Source organism: Brevibacterium sp. BDJS002 (assembly GCF_028201555.1).
In the GTDB taxonomy this organism is placed as follows: domain Bacteria; phylum Actinomycetota; class Actinomycetes; order Actinomycetales; family Brevibacteriaceae; genus Brevibacterium; species Brevibacterium aurantiacum.
In genome coordinates this window covers 2,435,025-2,455,608 of record NZ_CP116392.1, presented here as the reverse complement: position 1 = coordinate 2,455,608, position 20,584 = coordinate 2,435,025, and the positions used below count along the sequence as shown (strand labels likewise).

Sequence of the window (20,584 nt, the reverse complement as noted above, 5' to 3'; positions counted from 1 at the left end):
GTTCGCAGCTGCGGCCATCACAGCCAGGCTGCTGCGGTGTGCTCCTCGGGAACTTCCTCACCGGCGCGCACCGGCCCGGGCGCGGTGCCTTCGCCGAAGGGTGAACCGCCCAGCTTCTCCCGACCGTGAGGCGAGAGCCAGCCGGAGAGGTCAGGGCCCTTGGGGACGACCTGCGTCGGGTTCACATCGACGTGGACGATGTAGTAGTGCTGTTTGATCTGGGTGAAGTCCACAGTGTCACCGAAGCCCGGCGTCTGGTAGAGATCGCGGGCATAGCCCCAGAGATTCTCGAAATCGCGCAGGGTCTGGCGGTTGCACTTGAAATGACCGAAGTAGACCGGGTCGAAGCGAACCAGAGTGGTGAAGAGACGGACATCCGCCTCGGTGATGGAGCCTCCCATGAGATACCGGGAATGGCTCAGACGCTCTTCGATGGTGTCCAGGGCGGTGAACAGTCGGTCGAAGGCGGCTTCGTAGGCCTCCTGCGACCCCGCGAAGCCGCAGCGGTAGACGCCGTTGTTGATCTCGGTGTAGATCAGGCGCATGACCTTCTCCATCTCGTCCCGAGACTCCTCGGGCCAGAGATCAGGGGCGCCGGCGCGGTGATACTGCTTCCACTGTGAGGAGAAGTCTTCGGTGATCTGTGGGAAGTCGTTGGTCACGACTGCGCCGCTGGCGATGTCGACCATGGCAGGAACCGTGATTCCGCGCGGGTAGTCCGGGAACCGGGCAAAGAACGCCTGCTGCAGGCGCTCGATGCCCAGCACCGGGTCGACGCCGCCGGGATCGAGGTCGAAGGTCCACGACCGTGCATCGTGTGTGGGCCCCGGCATGCCGATGGAGATGACGTCTTCAAGGCCCAACAGCCTGCGGACGATGATCGTTCGATTCGCCCACGGGCAGGCTCGCGCGGCGATGAGTCGGTATCGACCCGGCTCGACCGGCCACTGGGAGTCGGGATCGGCAAGGATTCGGTCCTCGATGTAGTTCGTGTCCCGGTCGAATGCCTCGCCCTTGGCCACATAGCTGTTCATCTGGCTGCTGTCATCGGACATTGTCATCTCCTTCGGAAAGTGCCTTGTTCATCTCGCACAGTCCCAGCCTACTTCCGTCGACCGCAACGCGGTCAGTCGGCACGGAGTCAGTCCACCGCGGAGCGGTCAGTCGGCATAGAGTCCGTCGATGTCGGCTGCGAAGTCTTTGCCGACGAGGTGGCGCTTGACCGACTGCTTCGCCGACAGGTATCCGTTGTCTTCGGAGAGCTCGACGGGCAGGATTGTGAACTTCTTGATGCCTTCGGCCCGTGACACCGTTCTGTTGACGGTTTCGACTGCCTTTTCGACGGCGGCTCGCACTGTTTCGTCGTCCGCTGCCTGAGGCAGATCCATCTCGGGCAGACCGTTGTTCTTCAACCAGGTGGGCAGCATCTCCGAGTCGAGGAAGATCAGCGCTGAGATGTACTTGCGGTTGTCGCCGACGACGACGGGCTGGCCGATGAGCGGGTGGCGACGCAGGGCATCTTCAAGTGGTGCCGGTGCGATGTTCTTTCCGCTCGAAGTGACGATGATCTCCTTCTTACGTCCGCTGATCGTGAGGTATCCGTCTTCATCGAGCGAACCGAGATCGCCGGTGGAGAACCAGCCGTCGTGGAACTCCTTGTCGGTGGCCTCCTGGTTGTTCCAGTACTCGCGGAAGACGGGGACGCCCTTGGCGAGGATCTCGCCGTCAGGGGCGATGGCCACGCTCACACCGGGCAGGGGAACGCCGACGGTGCCGATCTTGGCCTTCTCAGGCACGTTGACGGTGATCGGAGCTGTCGTTTCCGTAAGACCGTAACCTTCGAGGACGACGAGGCCGACGCCCCGGAAGAAGTGGCCGAGGTGGGCGCCGAGAGGACCGCCACCGGAGACAGCGGCGCTGACGTTGTTGCCCATGACCGTACGGAGCTTCGAATACACGAGCTTGTCGAAGAGTGCGTGCTGGAGCTTGAGTGAGACGGGGATCTTCTCGGCATCCATGGCCTTGGAGTAGGCGACTGCGACCCGCTCCGCCTGACGGAAGATCTTCTCCTTGCCGCCGGATTCGGCCGTGGCCAGTGCGGAGTTGAAGACCTTCTCGAAGACGCGGGGGACTCCGAGGATGAACGAGGGTCGGAAGCTGCCGAGTGCGTCTGTGAGCTTCGTCAGGTCGGACTGGTGGGCCAACAGGGCACCGGAGCTGACCGAGAGGACCTCGATGAAGCGGGCGAAGACGTGTGCCTGAGGCAGGAACAGCAGGGCGCGCATGCCGTGCGAGAAGATCTCGGGGATCTGTTCCTGGGCAGCCTGCACGGTCTGGACGAAGTTCCCATGTGTGAGGACACAGCCCTTGGGCTTACCTGTGGTGCCGGAGGTGTAGATGAGAGTGGCAACCGAGTCGCCGGTGACCTGTGAGCGTGCGGCCTCGAGCACATCATCACTGATCTGTCGTCCGGTGGTTTCGAGTTCGGAGAAAGCGCCCTGGTCCCAGACCCACAGCTGTGGGGCGGCAACTCCGGCAGCGGCTGCGGCGGCTTCAACTCGGTCGGCATGCTCACGGGTGCTGACGAGACCGCGTCCGACCGCGGCGTCCTTGATCATCCAGGCAAGCTGAGATTCCGAGGAGGTGTCGTAGAACGGCACGGAGATTCCACCGGCGAACCACACGGCATAGTCGCTGAGAGTCCATTCGAAGGAGGTGGGGCCGAAGATGGCGATCCGGTCTCCGACCTCGACGCCGGAGGCGATGAGCCCCTTGGCTGCGGTTCGGACCTGGGTCAGGAATTCTCCGGCGCTGACTTCGTCCCAGCCGTTGTCAACCGGTTTGGCCAGCAGCGGCAGGTTCGGGTCTTCGGCAGCCTTCGCGAGGAAGACATCGGTCGTCGATGACGTCCTATCGACCTTGAAGCCGACAACTGGAGTGGTCGATTGGGGCATTGTCGCTGGGCTCATGAGCTCTCCTTTGGGGCATAAGTTACTGCCCGGTCATACTACTGGTCCTGGGCTGTGAGGTGAAATCGCTCACGTTTTGCAGCTCAAACCCTCATCGCGGCTCTCTGGGCCAGTCTAGTCAAGCCGAAGCGGGGATTGTTCAGAGTACGATGGTCGAAACCCGCTCACGTCCATTCAGTGAAGGAAGGTAATGACGACGAACCCTGAAGAGACCGGTTTCCGCTACGATGCGGGGCTGGCCGAAAAGATCGAGAAGTCATGGCAGCACACATGGGAACAGGCGGGAACATTCCACGCCCCGAATCCCACCGGTGATCTCAGCCAGGCTGGTGCAGGTCTCGGTCTGCAGGACGTCGACTCCAGCTACGGACCGCCTAAGAACCTCGGCGAGCGTGAGTCCCTCTACATCATGGACATGTTCCCCTACCCCTCGGGAGCGGGGCTGCACGTCGGCCACCCCCTGGGATACCTGGGCACGGATGTCTACGGGCGGTATCAGCGGATGCGCGGGCACAACGTCATGCACGCACTGTCCTACGACGCCTTCGGTCTGCCCGCCGATCTGTACGCCGTCCAGACCGGGCAGCACCCGCGCATCACCACCGATGCCAACATCACCAACATGACCCGACAGCTGCGACGCCTGGGCCTGGCCCATGATGCCCGCCGCAGCTTCGCGACCACTGACGACGACTTCGTTCGGTGGACCCAGTGGATCTTCCTGCAGATCTTCAACTCCTGGTATGACCCGGAGGCAAGTACCGCAGGTGAGAACTCACGTGGTGCGGCGCGACCGATCGGAACCCTGATCGACCAGTTCGCCCAGGGCACCCGACAGACACCCGACGGCCGCCCCTGGACTCAGCTGAGCCCCGCCGAGCAGGAAGATGTCCTGCAGGGCTACCGCCTGGCCTACGTCTCGGAGTCGCCGGTCAACTGGTGCCCCGGTCTGGGCACCGTGCTCGCAAACGAAGAGGTCACCGCCGAGGGACTGTCCGAACGCGGCAACTTCCCCGTCTACACTCGCCGCCTGCGGCAGTGGAACATGCGCATCACAGCCTATGCCGACCGTCTCATCGACGATCTGGACTCGCTGGACTGGCCGAGCGCGGTGCGCAGCATGCAGACCAACTGGATCGGCCGGTCCAAGGGTGCCCTGCTGCGACTGCCCGTGGCCGCCTCGGAGACTCAGGTCGAGGTCTACACGACCCGACCCGACACCCTGTTCGGTGCCACCTACCTCGTGCTCAGCCCCGAACATCCGCAGGTGGAGCAGCTGACCGCGGCCCAGTGGGACGAGCAGACTCCCGAAGGCTGGCGCGGTGGAGAATCCACCCCCGCCGAGGCGATCTCCGCCTACCAGCGCAATGCGGCGGCCAAGACCGACGCGGATCGTCAGCAGAGCAAGGACAAGACCGGCATCTTCACCGGTTCATTCGCGGTCAACCCCGCAACCGGTGAACAGATCCCGATCTTCATCGCCGACTACGTCTTGATGGGCTACGGCACCGGTGCGATCATGGCAGTGCCTGCCGAGGACGCCCGCGACTGGGACTTCGCGAAGTCCTTCGGACTGCCCTATGTGCGCACCGTGCAGCCGCCTGCCGACCACGACGAAGACACCCCGTTCACCGGCACCGGCGTCATGATCAACTCAGCCAATGACGAGATCGACATCAACGGTCTCGACGTCGAAGCGGCCAAGGCCAAGATCACAGCGTGGCTGGCAGACCAGGGGCTGGCCACGGAATCGACCCAGTACCGGCTGCGGGATTGGCTGTTCTCACGCCAGCGCTACTGGGGCGAACCGTTCCCGATCGTCTACAACGAGGCCGGGACTCCCATCGCGCTGCCTGATTCTATGCTGCCCGTCGAACTGCCGGAGGTCGACGAATTCGCTCCGCGGACCTTCGCCGCCGATGACGCCGACAGTGAGCCGGAACCGGCCCTGGGCCGCAACCGCGACTGGGTCGAGGTCGAACTCGACCTGGGCGACGGGCCGCAGAAGTACTACCGCGAGACGAACACGATGCCCAACTGGGCCGGATCGTCTTGGTATCAGCTGCGCTACGCCGATCCGCACAACTCCGAACGCCTGGTCGATCCGGAGAACGAGCAGTACTGGCTGGGGCCCCGCGAGTCCAAGCCGCGCGGCGGAGCCGACCTCTACGTCGGCGGCGCCGAGCACTCGGTTCTGCACCTGCTCTACTCCAGGTTCTGGCACAAGATTCTGTTCGACCTGGGGCATGTCTCCTCCTCGGAGCCATTCCACCGCCTGGTCAACCAGGGCTATATCCAGGCCTATGCCTACACCGATGCGCGTGGCGTCTACGTTCCCGCCGCCGAGGTGGAAGAGACCGTCGCTGACAACGGTGAGTCGACGTTCTGGTACGACGGTGAGCAGGTCAACCGTGAGTACGGCAAGATCGGCAAGTCGCTGAAGAACTCCGTCTCGCCCGATGAGATGTACGACGCCTACGGTGCCGACACCTTCCGCGTGTATGAGATGTCGATGGGACCCATCGAACAGGCCCGCCCCTGGGAAACACGAGCAGTCGTCGGTGCGCAGAGGTTCCTGCAGCGCGTGTGGCGTCTCTTCGTGGACGAGACCACGGGTGAGTCTGTGATCAAGGACGGTGTCGCCGATCCTGAGACTCTCAAGGTCCTCCACCAGGTCATCGACGGTGTCCGTGAGGACATGGACCACCTGCGTTTCAACACCGCGATCTCGAAGCTGATCGTGCTCACGAATCATGCGACGAAGCAGGGCGGTGTCACGGCCGACGTGCTCGAGCCGCTGACCATCATGCTCTCTCCGTTCGCGCCGCACTTGGGCGAAGAGCTGTGGGCGAAACTGGGCCACACTTCGACGCTGACCTACGCGTCCTTCCCCGAGGTCGACCCACAGTATCTGGTCGCCGACCAGGTCACCTGTGTCGTCCAGGTCAAGGGCAAGGTGCGGGCACGACTGGAGGTCGACCCCGATATCTCTGCCGAGGAGCTGGAGAAGCTGGCACTGGAATCGCCGAACGCGCTCAAGGCGCTCGACGGGGCCGGAGTGCGCAAGGTCATCGTGCGTGCGCCCAAACTGGTCAATATCGTCCCCGACGCCTGAGATACGGCGTCTGCCCGGAAGGGGTGAAAACACATATGTCAATGGAAGCTACTCGGGACCAGATCCGGCACGCACTGGGTGTGAGACCGACAATCGATCCGGCGACGGAGATCGCCCGGCGGGTCGAGTTCCTCGCCGACTACATCCTGACCACCGGTGTCAGGGGGCTCACCTTGGGCATCAGCGGCGGACAGGATTCGACTCTGGCCGGACGCCTGTGCCAGTTGGCGGTCGAGGAGCTGCGGCGGCGGGGGGCAGCCGCCGAATTCTGGGCGATCCGTTTGCCGCATCATGTGCAGGCCGATGAGAGTGATGCTCAGGACGCGTTGGAATTCATCCGAGCCGATCATGAACTCGTCATCAACATCGGATCCGCCACAGACGCAGCCGCAGCCGAATACAATACCGCGACCGGAGAGGCCATCACCGACTTCGGCAAGGGCAACGTGAAGGCTCGGATGCGGATGATCGCACAATTCGAACTGGCAGGGGAGAAGCGACTCCTCGTCGCAGGCACCGATCATGCCGCCGAAGCCGTCACCGGCTTCTTCACCAAATTCGGTGACGGAGCCGCCGATGTGGTGCCGCTGGCCGGGCTGAACAAACGGCAGGGCCGTGCACTGCTCGACCACCTCGGCGCCCCAGAACATCTGGTGCGGAAAGTTCCGACAGCCGATCTGCTCGACGATGCACCGGGCCAGACCGATGAATCATCTCTGGGACTCAGCTACGACCAGATCGATGACTTCCTTGAGGGCAGAGACATCGAGAAGGCGGCCGCTTCTCTCCTCATTGAGAAGTACCGCGCCACCGAGCACAAGCGTCGCACCCCTGTGGCTCCGACAGATTCGTGGTGGATTCGCCACTGACGGTGAATACACTGCTGGCGACGAACTCAATCGAGTTCGTCGCCAGCAGTGTATTTCGGCTGTGTTTGACTCAGGCGACGAGCCCGAGCTCCAAAGCTGTCTGGTTGAACTCCCAGCGGGCGGAGACGAACCGGTCGCCGAGGCTCTCGCCGCGACTGCGTGCCTCCGTGTACTCTCTCCATCCGCCCTTGCGGGAGTCACCGGGCCGGATCTCTCGCTTCGTCTTATCGCTGGCAAGCTGCCGTGTCTCTTCGTTGACCCAGATCGACAGGGCCTCAGCTGCCCGATAGAGATTCATGAAAGCGGTGTGCGAACGCGGATTGTCGAAGCTGGACTTCGCGAATTCCTGCCTGAACGTGTGCAGAGGTTCGAGCTCGTCGACCTCGAGAGATCCGAAGGTCGCATCAAGACGCAGTGACTGCACCAGTCCGGCCGAGTCCGGGAGCAGACCCAGGATCCGCTGTGCTCGCTCCTCGTCGGGCAGCGCAGTGACCTCCTCATCGACGTGTGTCAGTCCCAGTGTGTCGAGACGTCCGCGCTCGGTGCTGAGCAGTTGGCGCAGCGCATCGATCTGTATCTGCGCACGCCGCCACTCACCGTGGAAGAGGAGCAGGGCAATGATGACGCCCAGGCACAGCACGAGGCCGATGATCCAGGCGAACGGGTGCAGACCGGGAATGGCGAAGGCCACGATGCCCAGCACGCTGAGCACCGCGAACGTCACCGCGGCGGGGGAGTTGGTCAGGAAATCCAAGAAACGCTTCACATTTCCAAGGGTACTGTTTCAACCTGCAGATATCGTGGAACCTAGTGGCATATAGTGTGGCTGAAATGCCGGGACGAAGCAGGGAGAACACGGGTTGAAGATTTCAGTCATCGGATGCGGATATCTGGGCGCAGTACACGCGGCGGCCATGGCAACACTGGGACACGAAGTCGTCGGCGTCGATGTCGACGCCGACAAGGTTGCGGCGCTGACCTCCGGCCGGCCACCCTTCTTCGAGCCGGGACTGAGTGAATTGCTGGTGAAGGGTCAGGATCTCGGCAGCCTCGAGTTCACCACCGACGTCTCGCGTGTCGCGGACTCGCAGATGCACTTCGTGTGTGTCGGGACTCCGCAGAAGCCAGGCGAGTTCGCCGCCGATGTCACCTATGTCGATGCTGCAGTGAATTCGCTGGTTCCGCACTTGTCGTCGACGTCTGTGGTTGTCGGCAAGTCCACCGTTCCAGTCGGCACCGCTGAGCGTCTGGCCGCGATCCTCGCTCCCACCGGAGCGAGCCTGATGTGGAACCCCGAGTTCCTGCGCGAAGGCCATGCCGTCGAGGACACCCTGCACCCGAACCGTCTGGTCTACGGCGTTGCCGAGGGCGAAGCCGGTGAACGGGCCACAGAAAACCTTGATGAGGTCTATGCGACGATGCTCGAGGAGCAGACGCCTCGACTGGTCACAGACTTCGCGACGGCCGAGCTTGTCAAGACCGCAGCGAACTCGTTCCTGGCCACGAAGATCTCATTCATCAACGCCATGGCCGAACTGTGTGAAGCCTCGGGCGCGGACGTGACTCAGCTGGCGGATGCGATCGGAATGGATGATCGCATCGGTCGGAAGTTCCTCAACGCCGGACTCGGCTTCGGCGGCGGTTGCCTGCCCAAGGACATCCGAGCCTTCATGGCACGGGCCGGTGAGCTGGGTGCCGATCAGGCGGTGGCATTCCTACGCGAGATCGACTCGATCAACATGAGGCGTCGAGTGCGCATCGTCGACATCGCCCGGGACACCCTTGACGGGTCGTTCATCGGGAAGAAGATCACGGTGCTCGGCGCTGCATTCAAGCCCAACAGCGATGATGTGCGCGATTCGCCTGCCCTGGCTGTGGCACGCCTGATCGCCACCCAGGGCGGCGTGGTGACAGTGACCGATCCGCAGGCAATCGACAATGCCGCGAAGACGTTCCCCGAGCTCAACTATGTCGCGGATGCTTCGCAGGCTCTGGCCGGTGCCGATGCGGTGCTGCTGCTCACCGAATGGCAGGAGTATCGGGATCTTGATCCCGTGGCCACGGCATCGCTGGTGGCCGGCAAGGTCCTCATCGACGGTCGGAATGTGCTCACCCCAGAGGTATGGCGCTCGGCAGGCTGGACGTATCGGGCGCTGGGCCGTCCATGAGAATCGGCCTGGTCACCGATTCGACCGCGCAGCTCTCTGCCTCCGAGGAGGCAGGGCTGCGCGAGGTCACCGGTGACCTCTTCGCCGTCGTTCCGCTGACGGTTCTCGTCGGAGGAGTCGCCTTCGCCGACGGTGAACTGGACGCCGGGGATCTGTGCCGGAGGATGGATGAGGGCACCGAGGTTTCGACCTCCATGGCCACTCCCGCCCAATTCACCAACGCCTATTCGACACTGATCGACCATGGTGCTGAGGCGATCATCACTGTGACGATGTCGGGCGAGCTCTCCGGGACCCGAGATTCCGCCGTCGCGGCAGCCGAGAACGAGGACCTGCTGATCAATGTCGTTGACTCCCGGACCACCTCGGCGGGCCTGGCCGGGGCCGTGTCGATCGCGGCCGCCGGAATCTCGCAGGGGCATGACGTGGCATCGATTGCCGGTACTGTCGCTGATTGGTGCGCCGCCGAGACCCGTACCGCGTTCGCCCCGGCGACCTTGGAGCACCTGCGCCGAGGTGGTCGCATCGGGGCCGCTTCCTCGCTCCTGGGCAGGGCGTTGCAGATCGTCCCGGTCCTCGGACTCAACGCCGGTGTCGTGGCACCCGTCGCACGTGTTCGCACCCGCACGAAGGCACTTGAGCGTATGGCCGTGTTGGCAGGCGAGGCTGCGGCAGAGATCGCCTCAGACGAGCAGGACGTGTACGTAGAGATCCAGCACGCAGATGGTGAACCCTCCCACCCTGATGTGCTTGCGCTGCAGGAGAAGATCGAAGCCAGTGGTCTGCCGACGACGTTTCGGACTCTTTCGGCCATCATCACCGCCCACGTCGGATCCGGCACGATCGGAATCACGGTTCAAAGACGACCCTGAGCCGGCCCCACCTACTCGCGGTCGCCGTCATGTGGATGACCAGCCGACTCATGTGCCCATGACCTGTGGATGTGCAGACGGCGTCCACAGGCAGCAAACTGGCCCTGGTGCCCTCGTGATCGCCGAGCATAGCTTGTCGACATGGCTGTCTCTCCCGATGATCGCTTCGCAGGCCTCATCAACTCCAGCGCCGAGCGCGGCGGCTGGGTCCCAGGAGATGTCTTCGGCAGCGACAGCGAAGGAGAGGACGAGCCGGTAGAGCCGCGCCGAGTGCGCCTGCCCATCCTCGTAGCTCTGGCAGTTGTGACCATTGCTGTGCTCGTCATCGCCTTCCTCCTTTTCCGACCTGCCCCACAGCACGCGGCATCCGAGGGCCAGGCGGGTACTAGCGACGATCATGGCTCCGCCTCTCACGATGGACCGGGTACCGCCTCAGGCGACAAGGGTGGGCCCGAAGCCGCATCTGCAGCCCCCAGCACCGAGTCCGGCGATGTCATCGTTCACGTCACCGGGGCGGTGCAAAGCCCCTCTGTGGTGATCTTGGCACCCGGTGCTCGAGTCCAAGATGCGGTGGAGGCGGCAGGTGGTCTGAAGGGCGAAGCGGATGCGGAGGCGATCAACCTCGCTCGGGTGCTCCAAGACGGCGAGCAGGTCCACATTCCCGAGCGCGGAGAGGACCCAGGACCGGGCGCATCCGATGCAGACAGTGCCGGCACGAACGCGGCAGGGGGTGCCGAGCAAGGCGCAGGAGGCGGTGCTGGACAGGACGGCGGCTCCGGCAGCGCAGGCAGTTCCGGTACCTCGGACAGTGCAGGTGCGTCAGGCAGTGCGACCGCAGATCCGAATTCGGGTACCGCCGTCAATCTCAACACCGCTGACCTCACCACCCTGGAGACATTGCCGGGGGTAGGACCGGTCACTGCTGAGGCGATCATCGCCTACCGGGAGGAACAGCCCTTCGCCACCGTCGACGACCTGCTGCTGGTCCCAGGGATCGGGCCCAAGACCTTTGAAAGCCTCAAAGACCTTGTCATCGTCGGGTAGGGCCGAAGCGGCGAAGGAACGGCTGAGGGGTGCACTGGCGTGGGTGCGCGGTGCTGCGAAGGTCTGGCCCGCCTCCTTCCGCCTGCTCATCTGTGCGCTGAGTCTGTGGATCACCGCTCTGGCGGCACCCGGTCCCTGGGCACTCTTCACCGTCCCACCCCTCGTCTGTCTCGGGTTCCTCTGCCTGCGCAGACACCACCACCTCGGCGTACTCCTCATCGTCTTCGCGTGCCTGCTCACGGTGCAGACCACGATGCTCGGGTCTGCACGCGGGCCCGATGAGGCTACCGAGGTGGAGGGCATCGCGGTCGGGCACAGCCAGCCGGGTGACTCGGGGTGGTCACGGCTGACCGTGCTGACGTCGACAGGGATCACCGAGGTGCTCAGCCCCTCGGCGCCACCCGACGGTGCCCACGTGTCACTGCGCACCGAAGCCCTCGATGACATCCGCATCAGCAACGAGGACGCTCGCATCATCCGCGCGCCCAACGGAGTCTGGCAGTGGCGGGCAGATCTGCGCCTGCAGCTGCGCCACGACTCGCTGGCCTCGGGGCACAGCGGGGGCGCACTGCTGCCGGGTCTCGTGGTCGGAGACACCGAACCCCAGGACGCGCGAATGGAAGATGACATGCGCGTTGTGTCCCTGACGCACATCTCGGCTGTCTCGGGCAGCAATGTCACGATCGTCAGCCTCGGCGCCGGACTGCTTGCCGGACTGTGCCGGGCAGGCCCTCGGACACGGGTGGGCGTCGGGGTGCTCACCTGCGTGGGATATGTCTTCATCGTCGGATTCGAACCCAGTGCCATCCGCGCTGCGGGTATGGCCATCGCGGTTGCTCTCGTGTTCCTGCGTGGGGGAGGGATCTCACCGGTGGCGGTGATGAGTTCAACCGTATGCATCCTGCTCAGCTTTGTTCCCGTGTTGGCAACCTCTGTGGGGTTCGTCCTCTCCGTCGTCTCCACCGCCGCGATCCTGTTCGTCGTTCCGATCATTCTGCGGCGTCTGAGCCTGCACTTGTCCATGGTCCCCACAATCGTCATCAGCGCACTCATCGTGCCCTTGGTTGCCCAGCTAGCCTGTACCCCGGTGCTCGTGGCGATCGACCCGCGGATCGGGCTGTGGTCGGTGGCAGCGAACGCGCTCGCCGCCCCTGCTGTCCTGCCGGCCACCGTTCTGGGGTTCGTGTCGCTGGTGTGCGGGGGACTCGGGCTCCTCGGCATTCCCGGCCTGCTGTGGTGTGCGCAGGTGCCCGCCTGGCTCGGTTCACTGTGCGCATGGTGGATCGTCGGCGTGGCCAGGATCTGTGCCGGACTGCCCGGGGCAGCCCTGGACTGGCCGAAACCTCCTGTGGGGACACTGGCAGCACTCGGGCTCCTCATCCTGCTGGCCGCAGGCCTATGGATGCTGGTGCGCAGGAAGCTGTGGGGGATCCCCACCGTCGTCGTCTGCATCTGCCTGACGGCACTGATCATCGTCGTCGGCAGGACGAAGCCACCGGCCGATGACTGGCTGGTCATGATCTGCGATGTGGGGCAGGGCTCGGCAACGGTGATCAACCTCGGCGAGGGGGCAGGGCTCGTCGTGGACACGGGGAAAGATCCGAAGCCCGTCGATGTGTGCCTCGATGAGGGTGGGATCGAGGACTTCGACCTCGTCATCTCCCACTTCGACGCCGATCACAGCGCCGGGTATGCCGGGACCACCTGGTCGCGGATCCTCCATCGTCTGTGGGTCTCCAGCAACGTCAGTGGGGGAGCAGAGGTCCGCGGTCTCGTCGCAGACACCGGTGCGAAGGTGGTGCCGACAACACGTGGACGCAGCCTCGACGCCGCTGGGGCCCGAATCGAGGTGCTCTGGCCGCCGGCGCGAGAGACCGCAGAGACAGATAGAGGGGAGGAAGCAGACGGGAATGAGGAGACAGACGTGGGTGAAGAGACAGTGGGGACCGAGGTGCGCAATGAAGACTCCCTGGTCCTACGGGTCGAACTCGAGGGGCTGAGCTTCCTCGTCCCCGGCGACATCGGCGAAGACGAACAGTTCATTCTCGCCCAGAGCCTGGAACCCGTTGATCTGCTCATCGCACCCCACCACGGTTCCTCGGACCTGGCAGAGGACTTCTTCACGGCAGCAGGCGCTCGCCTCGGAGTCATCTCCGTGGGCGAGAACAGCTACGGACATCCCACCCCGCGTGCCCAACGAGCATTCGGTCCGGTCCCCGTCCTGCGCACCGACCGCTGCGGCACCGTCGCCGTCTACGCACACGCGAAGTACAGCACCGCGCGAGACTGTCACGGGGACGAGCAATGAGCCTATCGAGGGAGACACCTGTGACCGTTGCGCATCGTGTCCGCGGCTGACGATAGGCTTGGCCCATGGCAGTGAAGAAGACCCTGATCCCGTGGAGTTCCGCGAAGCCCGCGCCCGTTGTGATGATCTCCGGGAACGAGCCGGTGCTCATCCGTATGGCTAAGGACCGGATCGTGGCTGCCGCACGGAAGAAGGACCCGGAAGAGGTGGAATTCGACGCCGCCGGATATCAGGGTGGAGAGCTGCTCATGGCCGCTTCACCCTCCTTGTTCTCCACTGCGAAGCTCATCATCGTCGACAGCGTTGAGAAGTGCTCGGAGGCGTTCCTGGCTGATGCGCTCGCCTACCTCGATGAACCCAATGACGACGCCGTCGTCCTGCTCCTCCACGGAGGCGGCAATCGCGGTGCCAAATTGGTCAAGAAGATCGAGGCCAACGGTTTCCCCCGGGTCGATGCGGCGGCACTGAAGAATGAGAGTGACCGGGCCAAGTTCGCTCAGGGTCGGTTCAAGGCCGCGAAGAGGCAGATCGACGAATCCGGGATGGCAGCGCTGATGTCTGCGCTCGGAGCTGATCTGTCCGAACTCAATGCCGGAGTCGAACAGCTCATCGAGGACACTGAGGGCACCATCACCGCTCAGATCGTCGATCAGTACTACGGCGGCCGAGTGGAGGCCACTGGCTTCAAGGTCGCCGACGCTGCAGTCGGGGGAGATGTGAAGAGTGCGCTGAGCCTGCTGCGTCACGCTCTGTCGACCGGTTCCGACCCTGTTCCCCTGGTGGCCGCCGTTGCGATGAAATTGCGGGGGATGGCCAAGGTGCAGGGCTTCTCTGGATCAAGCGGTGAACTGGCAGCGGAGCTGAAGATGGCTCCGTGGCAGGTCGACCGTGCCAGGCGTGAGGTGCGCCGGTGGAACGAAGTGGCACTGGGACAGTCTCTGATCGCGGCGGCCGAGGCTGATGAGGCGGTCAAAGGCGGCGGTCGTGACCCGGTCTATGCCGTCGAATGGTTCGTCTCCGAAGTCTGCCGTCTGGCTCGCCAACGCTGAACCGAACAGTGAGCCGAACCGAACGGTGAATAGTTGAGGGGCCCGATCCAAATGGATCGGGCCCCTCGAAGCTATAGCCTCAGTGATCGACTCAGAGAGCGTTGATCTGCGTGGCCATGCGCGACTTGCGGTTCGCAGCGTTGTTCTTGTGCAGAACACCCTTCGAAACAGCCTTGTCGAGCTTGCGGGCGGCAACAGCATAAGCCTGCTGTGCTTCGTCCTTCTTGCCGGCAGCAATGTTCTCGCGGACGACGCGGACGTGTGACCGAACCTCGGACCGCACAGCCTTGTTGCGCTGGCGAGCCTTCTCGTTGGTTTCAATCCGCTTGATCTGTGACTTGATATTAGCCAATTTCAACACTCTTTCGTGTTAGTGGAACATGGTCGTGAGGGCACATCTGACCGACATACTCATCTCCGCGGGGAAACACATCGACGATATCGAGCCTGATGGCATCTTCACCCGACCTAGACGAGACACACGCCATTGATGAAGATACACAGCCAACGATACAGGCTGAACCGGTCAAGCAGAAATTATCGGTGTCCGGGATTCGACTCAGCCCGCGTTGACGTTGTTCGCGACCTGTTCGAAGATCTCGCGAGGCATGATCGAGCCTTCGCGGCGGATGGTCTCCGGATCGAGTCGGATCACACGGTCGAGACGGATCTCAGAGGGCCTGCCCTGTGAGTCCCACTCTCCGCTGCCGATGTTCATCCACTTGGCGTGGCGGTCCTCGCGGACCTCTCCGACGCCACCTGGAATGTGGTCCTTGCTGGTGAGCATGAGTGCCAGTACCCAGCGTCCGTCTTTGCCCACGACCAAGGACGGGCGATCCTTGCCTTGGCTGTGGTCCTCTTCGAAGGGGATCCATCCCCAGACGACTTCGCCCGGATCGGCGTCGCCGTCGAGATCGGGTGCATAGGAGACGTTGACCGCGCCGCGGTAGTCACCGGGGTAGTCGCCTCCCTTCGCCGAGGCGGATCCCGACGACCGTCCATCACCCTGTGGGGGACCGCTGGGGCGCGGTTCCGAACCCTGCGAACCTGACTTCTTCCGCTGTGAATCTTTGTAGTATTTGACGCCTTCTCTGACGCCGATCCTGACGACGCGACTGACCAGTGATTTCCAACTCATGTGCACTGATCCTAATCGACGCGGCGCAGAACCGCTTCGACCGGAAAGTGGTCGGAGGGATATTCGCCACCAGCGGAGAAGGTATTGATCCGGGTCGACACGGTCTGCAGGTCTGATGTCGTGAGGATCCAATCGATGCGAGGGTCGCCGTCCTTCGGCCCCTTGTAGCGGTGGAAGGTGCCGATGTTCTCACCCGGGACGGCAGCCCCTGTGTCGGTGAGTCCCAGCTCGGTGCAGAAATAGTTGTACACGGGGGATCCGGTGGCGACATTGAAATCTCCGGTGACCACGCAAGGTCCGGCCGCCTCGGCGAGGTGATCGGCCATGATCTTCCCCGACTCCAGACGAGCCTCCTCTGATCTGTGGTCGAGGTGGGTGTTGAGCAGGCGCAGCGGCTGCTTGGTCACCAGGTCACGGAAGTCCACGACCGTCAGGGTCCGGGCATGGGAGACGCCCCAGGATTCGGAGGCGACTGTCTCCGGCTGTTCGGAGAGCCAGCTGATGTCGACCCTGTCGACGTCGAAGCGGGACGAATCGTAGATGACGGCGGTGAATTCCCCGGAGTTGCCGCCCGAATGGCCCTCGCCCAGCCAGACGTACTCCTTGGGGAGAAGACTGATGAGATTCTCGAGCTGGTCGAGTTCACCCTCCTGCGTGCCGATGATGTGAGGGCGAGCCTGGGTGATGAGCTCGGCGGCGATGGGCAGCCGTGTGGCCACGGGGTGCCCGTCGAGAGCGGGATATCTGAGGTTGAAGGTCATGATCGAGAAGTCGCTCATGGCACAATCTTCGCCGATCAGGGCCGAAAGTGGGGGATCGGAGCCCGAATTCTCGGTGAGTTCGTGTGACTTCGTCCCGACTCTATGTGTGGCTTTGCAGAGCAGGGGAGAGCACGCTCGGGGGTGCGGAGGATTCCAGTCTGGCGCACAACCCATGGAACAATGGAGATTCTGGTCTGTCGAAGGAAGGGCGTTCATGTCACCTCAGGTGAAGCCACAAGCACTCGAACGGATTTCTCCGTCCGCTACATCACCCGAGTTGATCCGCAATTTCTGCATCATCGCTCACATCGACCACGGCAAATCGACCCTGGCCGACAGGATGCTCCAGGTTACCGGTGCGGTTCAGCCGCGTGATATGCGTGCTCAGTACCTCGACCGGATGGACATCGAACGCGAACGCGGAATCACGATCAAGTCCCAGGCTGTGCGTATGGCCTGGGAGAACGAGGGCACTCCCTTCGCTCTGAATATGATCGACACTCCGGGACACGTTGACTTCAGCTACGAGGTCTCCAGGTCCCTGGCTGCCTGCGAAGGTGCCCTCCTCCTCGTCGACGCAGCACAGGGCATCGAAGCCCAGACGCTGGCCAACCTCTACATGGCCATGGAGAACGATCTTGCGATCATTCCAGTGCTCAACAAGATCGACCTCCCCGCTGCCCAGCCTGAGAAGTACGCGGAAGAACTCGCGAACCTCATCGGCTGCGAACCGGAGGACTGCCTGCTGGTGTCCGGCAAGACCGGCGAAGGCGTCGACGCGGTCCTCGACCGCATCATCTCCGACATTCCTGCACCTGTCGGCGATGCCGATGCCCCGGCGCGAGCCATGATCTTCGACTCCGTCTACGACACCTACCGGGGTGTCGTGACGTACGTCCGCCTCATCGACGGTGCCCTGCACCCGCGTGAGAAGCTGACGATGATGTCGACCGGCAGCACCCACGAACTTCTTGAGATCGGGGTCTCCTCTCCGGAGCCGAAGGCTACGAAGGGCCTCGGCGTCGGTGAGGTCGGCTACCTCATCACCGGAGTCAAGGACGTGCGCCTGTCCAAGGTCGGCGATACTGTCACCCTGAATTCCGCTCCAGCTACGCAGGCGCTCGACGGCTACAAAGAACCCAAGCCCATGGTGTACTCCGGGCTGTTCCCGATCGACGGTTCGGACTACCCGGTCCTGCGCGACGCGCTCGACAAGCTCAAGCTCAACGACGCTTCGCTGGCCTATGAGCCGGAGACCTCGACGGCGCTGGGCTTCGGCTTCCGCTGCGGGTTCCTCGGGCTCCTCCACCTCGAAGTTCTGCGCGACCGACTCGAACGCGAATACGACCTCGACCTCATTTCCACCGCACCCAGCGTGATCTACGACGTCACCCTGGAAGACGGAACGGAGATGGAGGTCACGAACCCCAGCGAGTATCCGACGGGCAAGATCAAAGAGGTCCGCGAACCCATGGTCAAAGCCACGATCCTCACCCCGAGCGACTACATCGGTGCGGTCATGGAACTGTGCCAGACGCGTCGCGGCAGCCTGCAGGGGATGGACTATCTGTCCTCAGACCGAGTCGAGATCCGCTACCGACTGCCGTTGGCGGAGATCGTCTTCGACTTCTTCGACCAGCTGAAGTCGAAGACCAAGGGCTACGCGACCCTCGACTACTCCGATGACGGACAGGACGCAGCGGATCTGGTCAAGGTCGATATCCTGCTCCATGGGGATCAGGTCGATGCCTTCTCTGCGATCGTCCACCGCGACAACTCTTACTCCTACGGCGTGCTCATGGCTGGCAAGCTGCGCAAACTGATCCCGCGCCAGCAGTTCGAGGTGCCGATCCAGGCCGCCATCGGTTCGCGCATCATCGCCCGCGAGACCATTCGTGCCATCCGCAAGGACGTTCTGAGCAAGTGCTACGGCGGCGACATCAGCCGTAAGCGCAAGCTGCTCGAGAAGCAGAAGGAAGGCAAGAAGCGGATGAAGGTGGTCGGCAACGTCGAGGTCCCTCAGGAGGCCTTCATCGCCGCGCTGTCCTCCGATGAGCCGGAGACCAAGAAAGACGCCAAGAAGTAAGTGCCGGCACAACCGACTGGGGAGACTCCACCGCTCGACGGTTCGCTGCCGGCGTCGGCCGGGGTCGGCGCGGCCGCTCGCGGCCTGAGCCTCTACGTTCACGTCCCCTATTGCCGAGTCCGCTGCGGCTACTGCGACTTCAACACCTACACGGCAGAAGATCTGGGCCCTGGGGCCTCCCGCGACGACTACCGCAGCAATCTTTCCCGAGAGCTCGACCTCTCGGTCCGTGTCCTCGCCGAGGCGGGTGCTGGTGACCGTGAGGTGACGACGATCTTCTTCGGTGGCGGCACCCCGACGATGTTGGCCGCCGAGGTGTTGGCCGGGGTGATGGATGACATCCGTGATCGTTTCCGGCTGGCTCCCGATGTGGAGGTCACGACCGAAGCGAACCCGGACACTTTGGATCCGGCTTATATCGCGACCCTGGCCGCTGCCGGGTTCACCAGGATCTCCTTGGGCATGCAGTCAGCTGTACCCCATGTGCTCGCTACCCTCGATCGCACTCACGATCCGGCGAAGATTCCGGATGTGGCTCGGTGGATCAAAGAGGCCGGTCTGGAACTCAGCCTCGACCTCATCTACGGAACACCGGGGGAGTCCATCGACGACTGGCGCAGGTCACTTGAGGTGGCGCTGAGCAACGACGTCGACCATATCTCTGCCTATTCGCTCATCGTCGAACCCGGCACGAAGATGGGCGCCATGGTTCGCCGTGGTGAACTGCCGATGCCCGACGAAGACGATCTGGCCGATAAGTATGAGATCGCCGATGCCGCCATGGCGGCTGCTGGTCTGCACTGGTACGAGGTCAGCAACTGGTCGACGTCAGCCGAGACCCGCTGTGACCACAACATGGCCTACTGGCGCAATGCCGATTGGTGGGGTTTCGGACCCGGAGCCCACTCGCACGTCGGGGGAGTGCGGTTCTGGAACGCCAAACATCCCCGTGCCTGGTCCGACCGATTGCTCGCAGGCGAGTCACCTGCCATCGGGCGTGAGGTCCTCGACGAGTCGACGCAGGAGATCGAGCGGATCATGCTCGCAGCCCGCATCGATTCGGAACTGCCACTGGACTCGTTGGGAGCAGGCAGCGAGCGGGCGATCCGCGGCTTTGTGAAACAGGGACTGCTCGATGGTGACGCCGTGGACGAAGGTCGCTTCGAACCCACTCTGCAGGGACGGCTCATGGCGGACTATATGGTTCGTATCCTGACCGACTACGTGGACTGAATCGGCTCCGAGGCCTGAACTCGGTCAGCTGAACGCAGGCCCAGCGAACTGAACCGAACGCGAAGAAGCCGCTGTCATCGATTGCGATGGCAGCGGCTTCTTGATGCTGAAACGACTCTCAGCTCATGGGGTGGACCTGATCACTTCACGAAGTTGATCACGAGGGGGAACTGATAGCCCTCTCCCTTGCTCCCGGCTACAGCGGCGATGATGTAGAGCACCGTGTAGAGGAGCGGGACGAGGAATGCCAGGAAATAGACGAAGAACCCGAGACCGAAGGTGACGAGCGCGAGGACGAAGCCGATGACCATGAACACCATGACGGCCGCGAACGTGGCGATGAGGTTCGTGATCATGGCGTTGAGGCCCTGTCGTGAATGTTCGCGCACGTAGGGCGATTCGTCCTTCTTGATGAGGAACATGATCAGGGGCAGGAACCCGACGATGATCGACCCGAGGTGTGTCCAGAGAACTGTGGTTCTGTCGTTCTCGCTGGCCTGCCAGAACATCTCGGAGCCGGGGCCGTAGGCATTCTCCGGGAGCATCCGTGAGTCGAACAGCGCCGGATTTCCGACCGGTTGTCCTGGTCCGTAGCCGTACGCCTGCTGCCCATAGGGCTGCTGGGCATACTGCTGTTGACCCTGCCCATACTGTCCCTGGCCGTACGCTTGCTGTTGCCCGGACTGCTGCTGGCCGCTGTAGGCCTGCTGCGAACCGTAACCTGGCTGCTGCGAACCGTAGTTCGGCTGCTGACCGGGCTGCTGCGATCCGAAACCGGGCTGAGCCGGCTGGCCCTGCTGTGAACCGTAGGTCTGCGGAGCGGGATTCGGCTGCTGGGAACCATAGTTCTGGTTCTGCTGGCTGTAGGGCTGTTGGGGTCCAGAGGCCTGAGAATAGTTCGGTGGCATGGGACGCGACTGGTCAGAGCCGTTGTTGGGCTGCTGGGGGTTATAAGACATGCGGGTCCTTTCA

The 20,584-nt window shown here is 63.2% G+C and carries 16 protein-coding genes; 9 read left to right on the top strand and 7 right to left on the bottom strand.

Features of this window, described 5'->3' with window-relative positions; translation table 11 throughout:
- Nucleotides 1-17: 17 nt before the first annotated feature.
- Together PGC08_RS11535 and PGC08_RS11530 are read right to left on the bottom strand one after the other, a co-directional pair.
- A complete protein-coding gene (locus tag PGC08_RS11535; RefSeq protein ID WP_009881487.1) occupies nucleotides 18-1,055 on the bottom strand; it encodes a glutathione S-transferase family protein in 1,038 nt (345 codons plus the stop codon).
- Nucleotides 1,056-1,160: 105 nt separating this feature from the next.
- Nucleotides 1,161-2,969 (bottom strand): AMP-dependent synthetase/ligase, encoded by a 1,809-nt coding sequence (locus PGC08_RS11530; RefSeq protein WP_271708444.1) that lies wholly within the window; start codon nucleotides 2,967-2,969, stop codon nucleotides 1,161-1,163.
- Nucleotides 2,970-3,159: 190 nt separating this feature from the next.
- On the opposite strand from PGC08_RS11530, the gene leuS reads away from it, so the two are divergent.
- A complete protein-coding gene (leuS, locus tag PGC08_RS11525) occupies nucleotides 3,160-6,084 on the top strand; it encodes a leucine--tRNA ligase (RefSeq protein ID WP_009881485.1) in 2,925 nt (974 codons plus the stop codon).
- A gap of 41 nt (nucleotides 6,085-6,125) precedes the next feature.
- A complete protein-coding gene (gene nadE / locus PGC08_RS11520; protein ID WP_009881484.1) occupies nucleotides 6,126-6,953 on the top strand; it encodes an ammonia-dependent NAD(+) synthetase in 828 nt (275 codons plus the stop codon).
- Between the two features lie 70 nt (nucleotides 6,954-7,023).
- On the opposite strand, the gene PGC08_RS11515 is transcribed toward nadE, so the two are convergent.
- The gene (locus tag PGC08_RS11515) at nucleotides 7,024-7,719 is read right to left on the bottom strand and encodes a hypothetical protein (protein WP_125188006.1); all 696 of its coding nucleotides are present in this window, start codon (nucleotides 7,717-7,719) and stop codon (nucleotides 7,024-7,026) included.
- A 94-nt stretch (nucleotides 7,720-7,813) separates the two neighbouring features.
- Here PGC08_RS11515 and PGC08_RS11510 point away from each other — a divergent pair, with 94 nt between their 5' ends.
- The 5 genes from PGC08_RS11510 (at nucleotide 7,814) to holA (ending at nucleotide 14,394) form a co-directional block, all read left to right on the top strand.
- Nucleotides 7,814-9,121, top strand: a complete 1,308-nt coding sequence (locus PGC08_RS11510) for a UDP-glucose dehydrogenase family protein (protein ID WP_009881482.1) — start codon at nucleotides 7,814-7,816, stop codon at nucleotides 9,119-9,121.
- Complete coding sequence (locus PGC08_RS11505; RefSeq protein ID WP_035277972.1) at nucleotides 9,118-9,993, top strand: DegV family protein; 876 nt, start codon at nucleotides 9,118-9,120, stop codon at nucleotides 9,991-9,993. The genes PGC08_RS11510 and PGC08_RS11505 overlap by 4 nt, the downstream gene beginning before the upstream one ends.
- Before the next feature lie 141 nt (nucleotides 9,994-10,134).
- Nucleotides 10,135-11,037: a helix-hairpin-helix domain-containing protein gene (locus PGC08_RS11500; RefSeq protein WP_271708443.1), complete on the top strand. Its 903-nt coding sequence runs from the start codon at nucleotides 10,135-10,137 to the stop codon at nucleotides 11,035-11,037.
- The gene (locus tag PGC08_RS11495) at nucleotides 11,021-13,345 is read left to right on the top strand and encodes a ComEC/Rec2 family competence protein (protein WP_271708442.1); all 2,325 of its coding nucleotides are present in this window, start codon (nucleotides 11,021-11,023) and stop codon (nucleotides 13,343-13,345) included. Before PGC08_RS11500 ends, PGC08_RS11495 begins: the two co-directional genes overlap by 17 nt.
- A gap of 65 nt (nucleotides 13,346-13,410) precedes the next feature.
- Nucleotides 13,411-14,394: a DNA polymerase III subunit delta gene (holA, locus tag PGC08_RS11490; RefSeq protein ID WP_009881478.1), complete on the top strand. Its 984-nt coding sequence runs from the start codon at nucleotides 13,411-13,413 to the stop codon at nucleotides 14,392-14,394.
- Between the two features lie 91 nt (nucleotides 14,395-14,485).
- Here holA and rpsT read toward each other — a convergent pair whose 3' ends face one another.
- From rpsT to PGC08_RS11475, 3 genes are all read right to left on the bottom strand, one after another.
- Nucleotides 14,486-14,746: a 30S ribosomal protein S20 gene (rpsT, locus tag PGC08_RS11485; RefSeq protein WP_009881477.1), complete on the bottom strand. Its 261-nt coding sequence runs from the start codon at nucleotides 14,744-14,746 to the stop codon at nucleotides 14,486-14,488.
- A gap of 207 nt (nucleotides 14,747-14,953) precedes the next feature.
- Nucleotides 14,954-15,532: a type II toxin-antitoxin system PemK/MazF family toxin gene (locus tag PGC08_RS11480; RefSeq protein ID WP_096158797.1), complete on the bottom strand. Its 579-nt coding sequence runs from the start codon at nucleotides 15,530-15,532 to the stop codon at nucleotides 14,954-14,956.
- An 11-nt stretch (nucleotides 15,533-15,543) separates the two neighbouring features.
- Nucleotides 15,544-16,311 (bottom strand): endonuclease/exonuclease/phosphatase family protein, encoded by a 768-nt coding sequence (locus PGC08_RS11475; protein ID WP_009881475.1) that lies wholly within the window; start codon nucleotides 16,309-16,311, stop codon nucleotides 15,544-15,546.
- Nucleotides 16,312-16,507: 196 nt separating this feature from the next.
- Here PGC08_RS11475 and lepA point away from each other — a divergent pair, with 196 nt between their 5' ends.
- Entirely contained in the window at nucleotides 16,508-18,379 is a 1,872-nt protein-coding gene (gene lepA / locus PGC08_RS11470) for a translation elongation factor 4 (RefSeq protein ID WP_035277969.1), read from the top strand.
- Nucleotides 18,380-19,612, top strand: a complete 1,233-nt coding sequence (gene hemW / locus PGC08_RS11465) for a radical SAM family heme chaperone HemW (protein WP_009881473.1) — start codon at nucleotides 18,380-18,382, stop codon at nucleotides 19,610-19,612.
- Nucleotides 19,613-19,752: 140 nt separating this feature from the next.
- On the opposite strand, the gene PGC08_RS11460 is transcribed toward hemW, so the two are convergent.
- A complete protein-coding gene (locus PGC08_RS11460; protein ID WP_069600270.1) occupies nucleotides 19,753-20,571 on the bottom strand; it encodes a DUF4870 domain-containing protein in 819 nt (272 codons plus the stop codon).
- Nucleotides 20,572-20,584 lie beyond the last annotated feature (13 nt).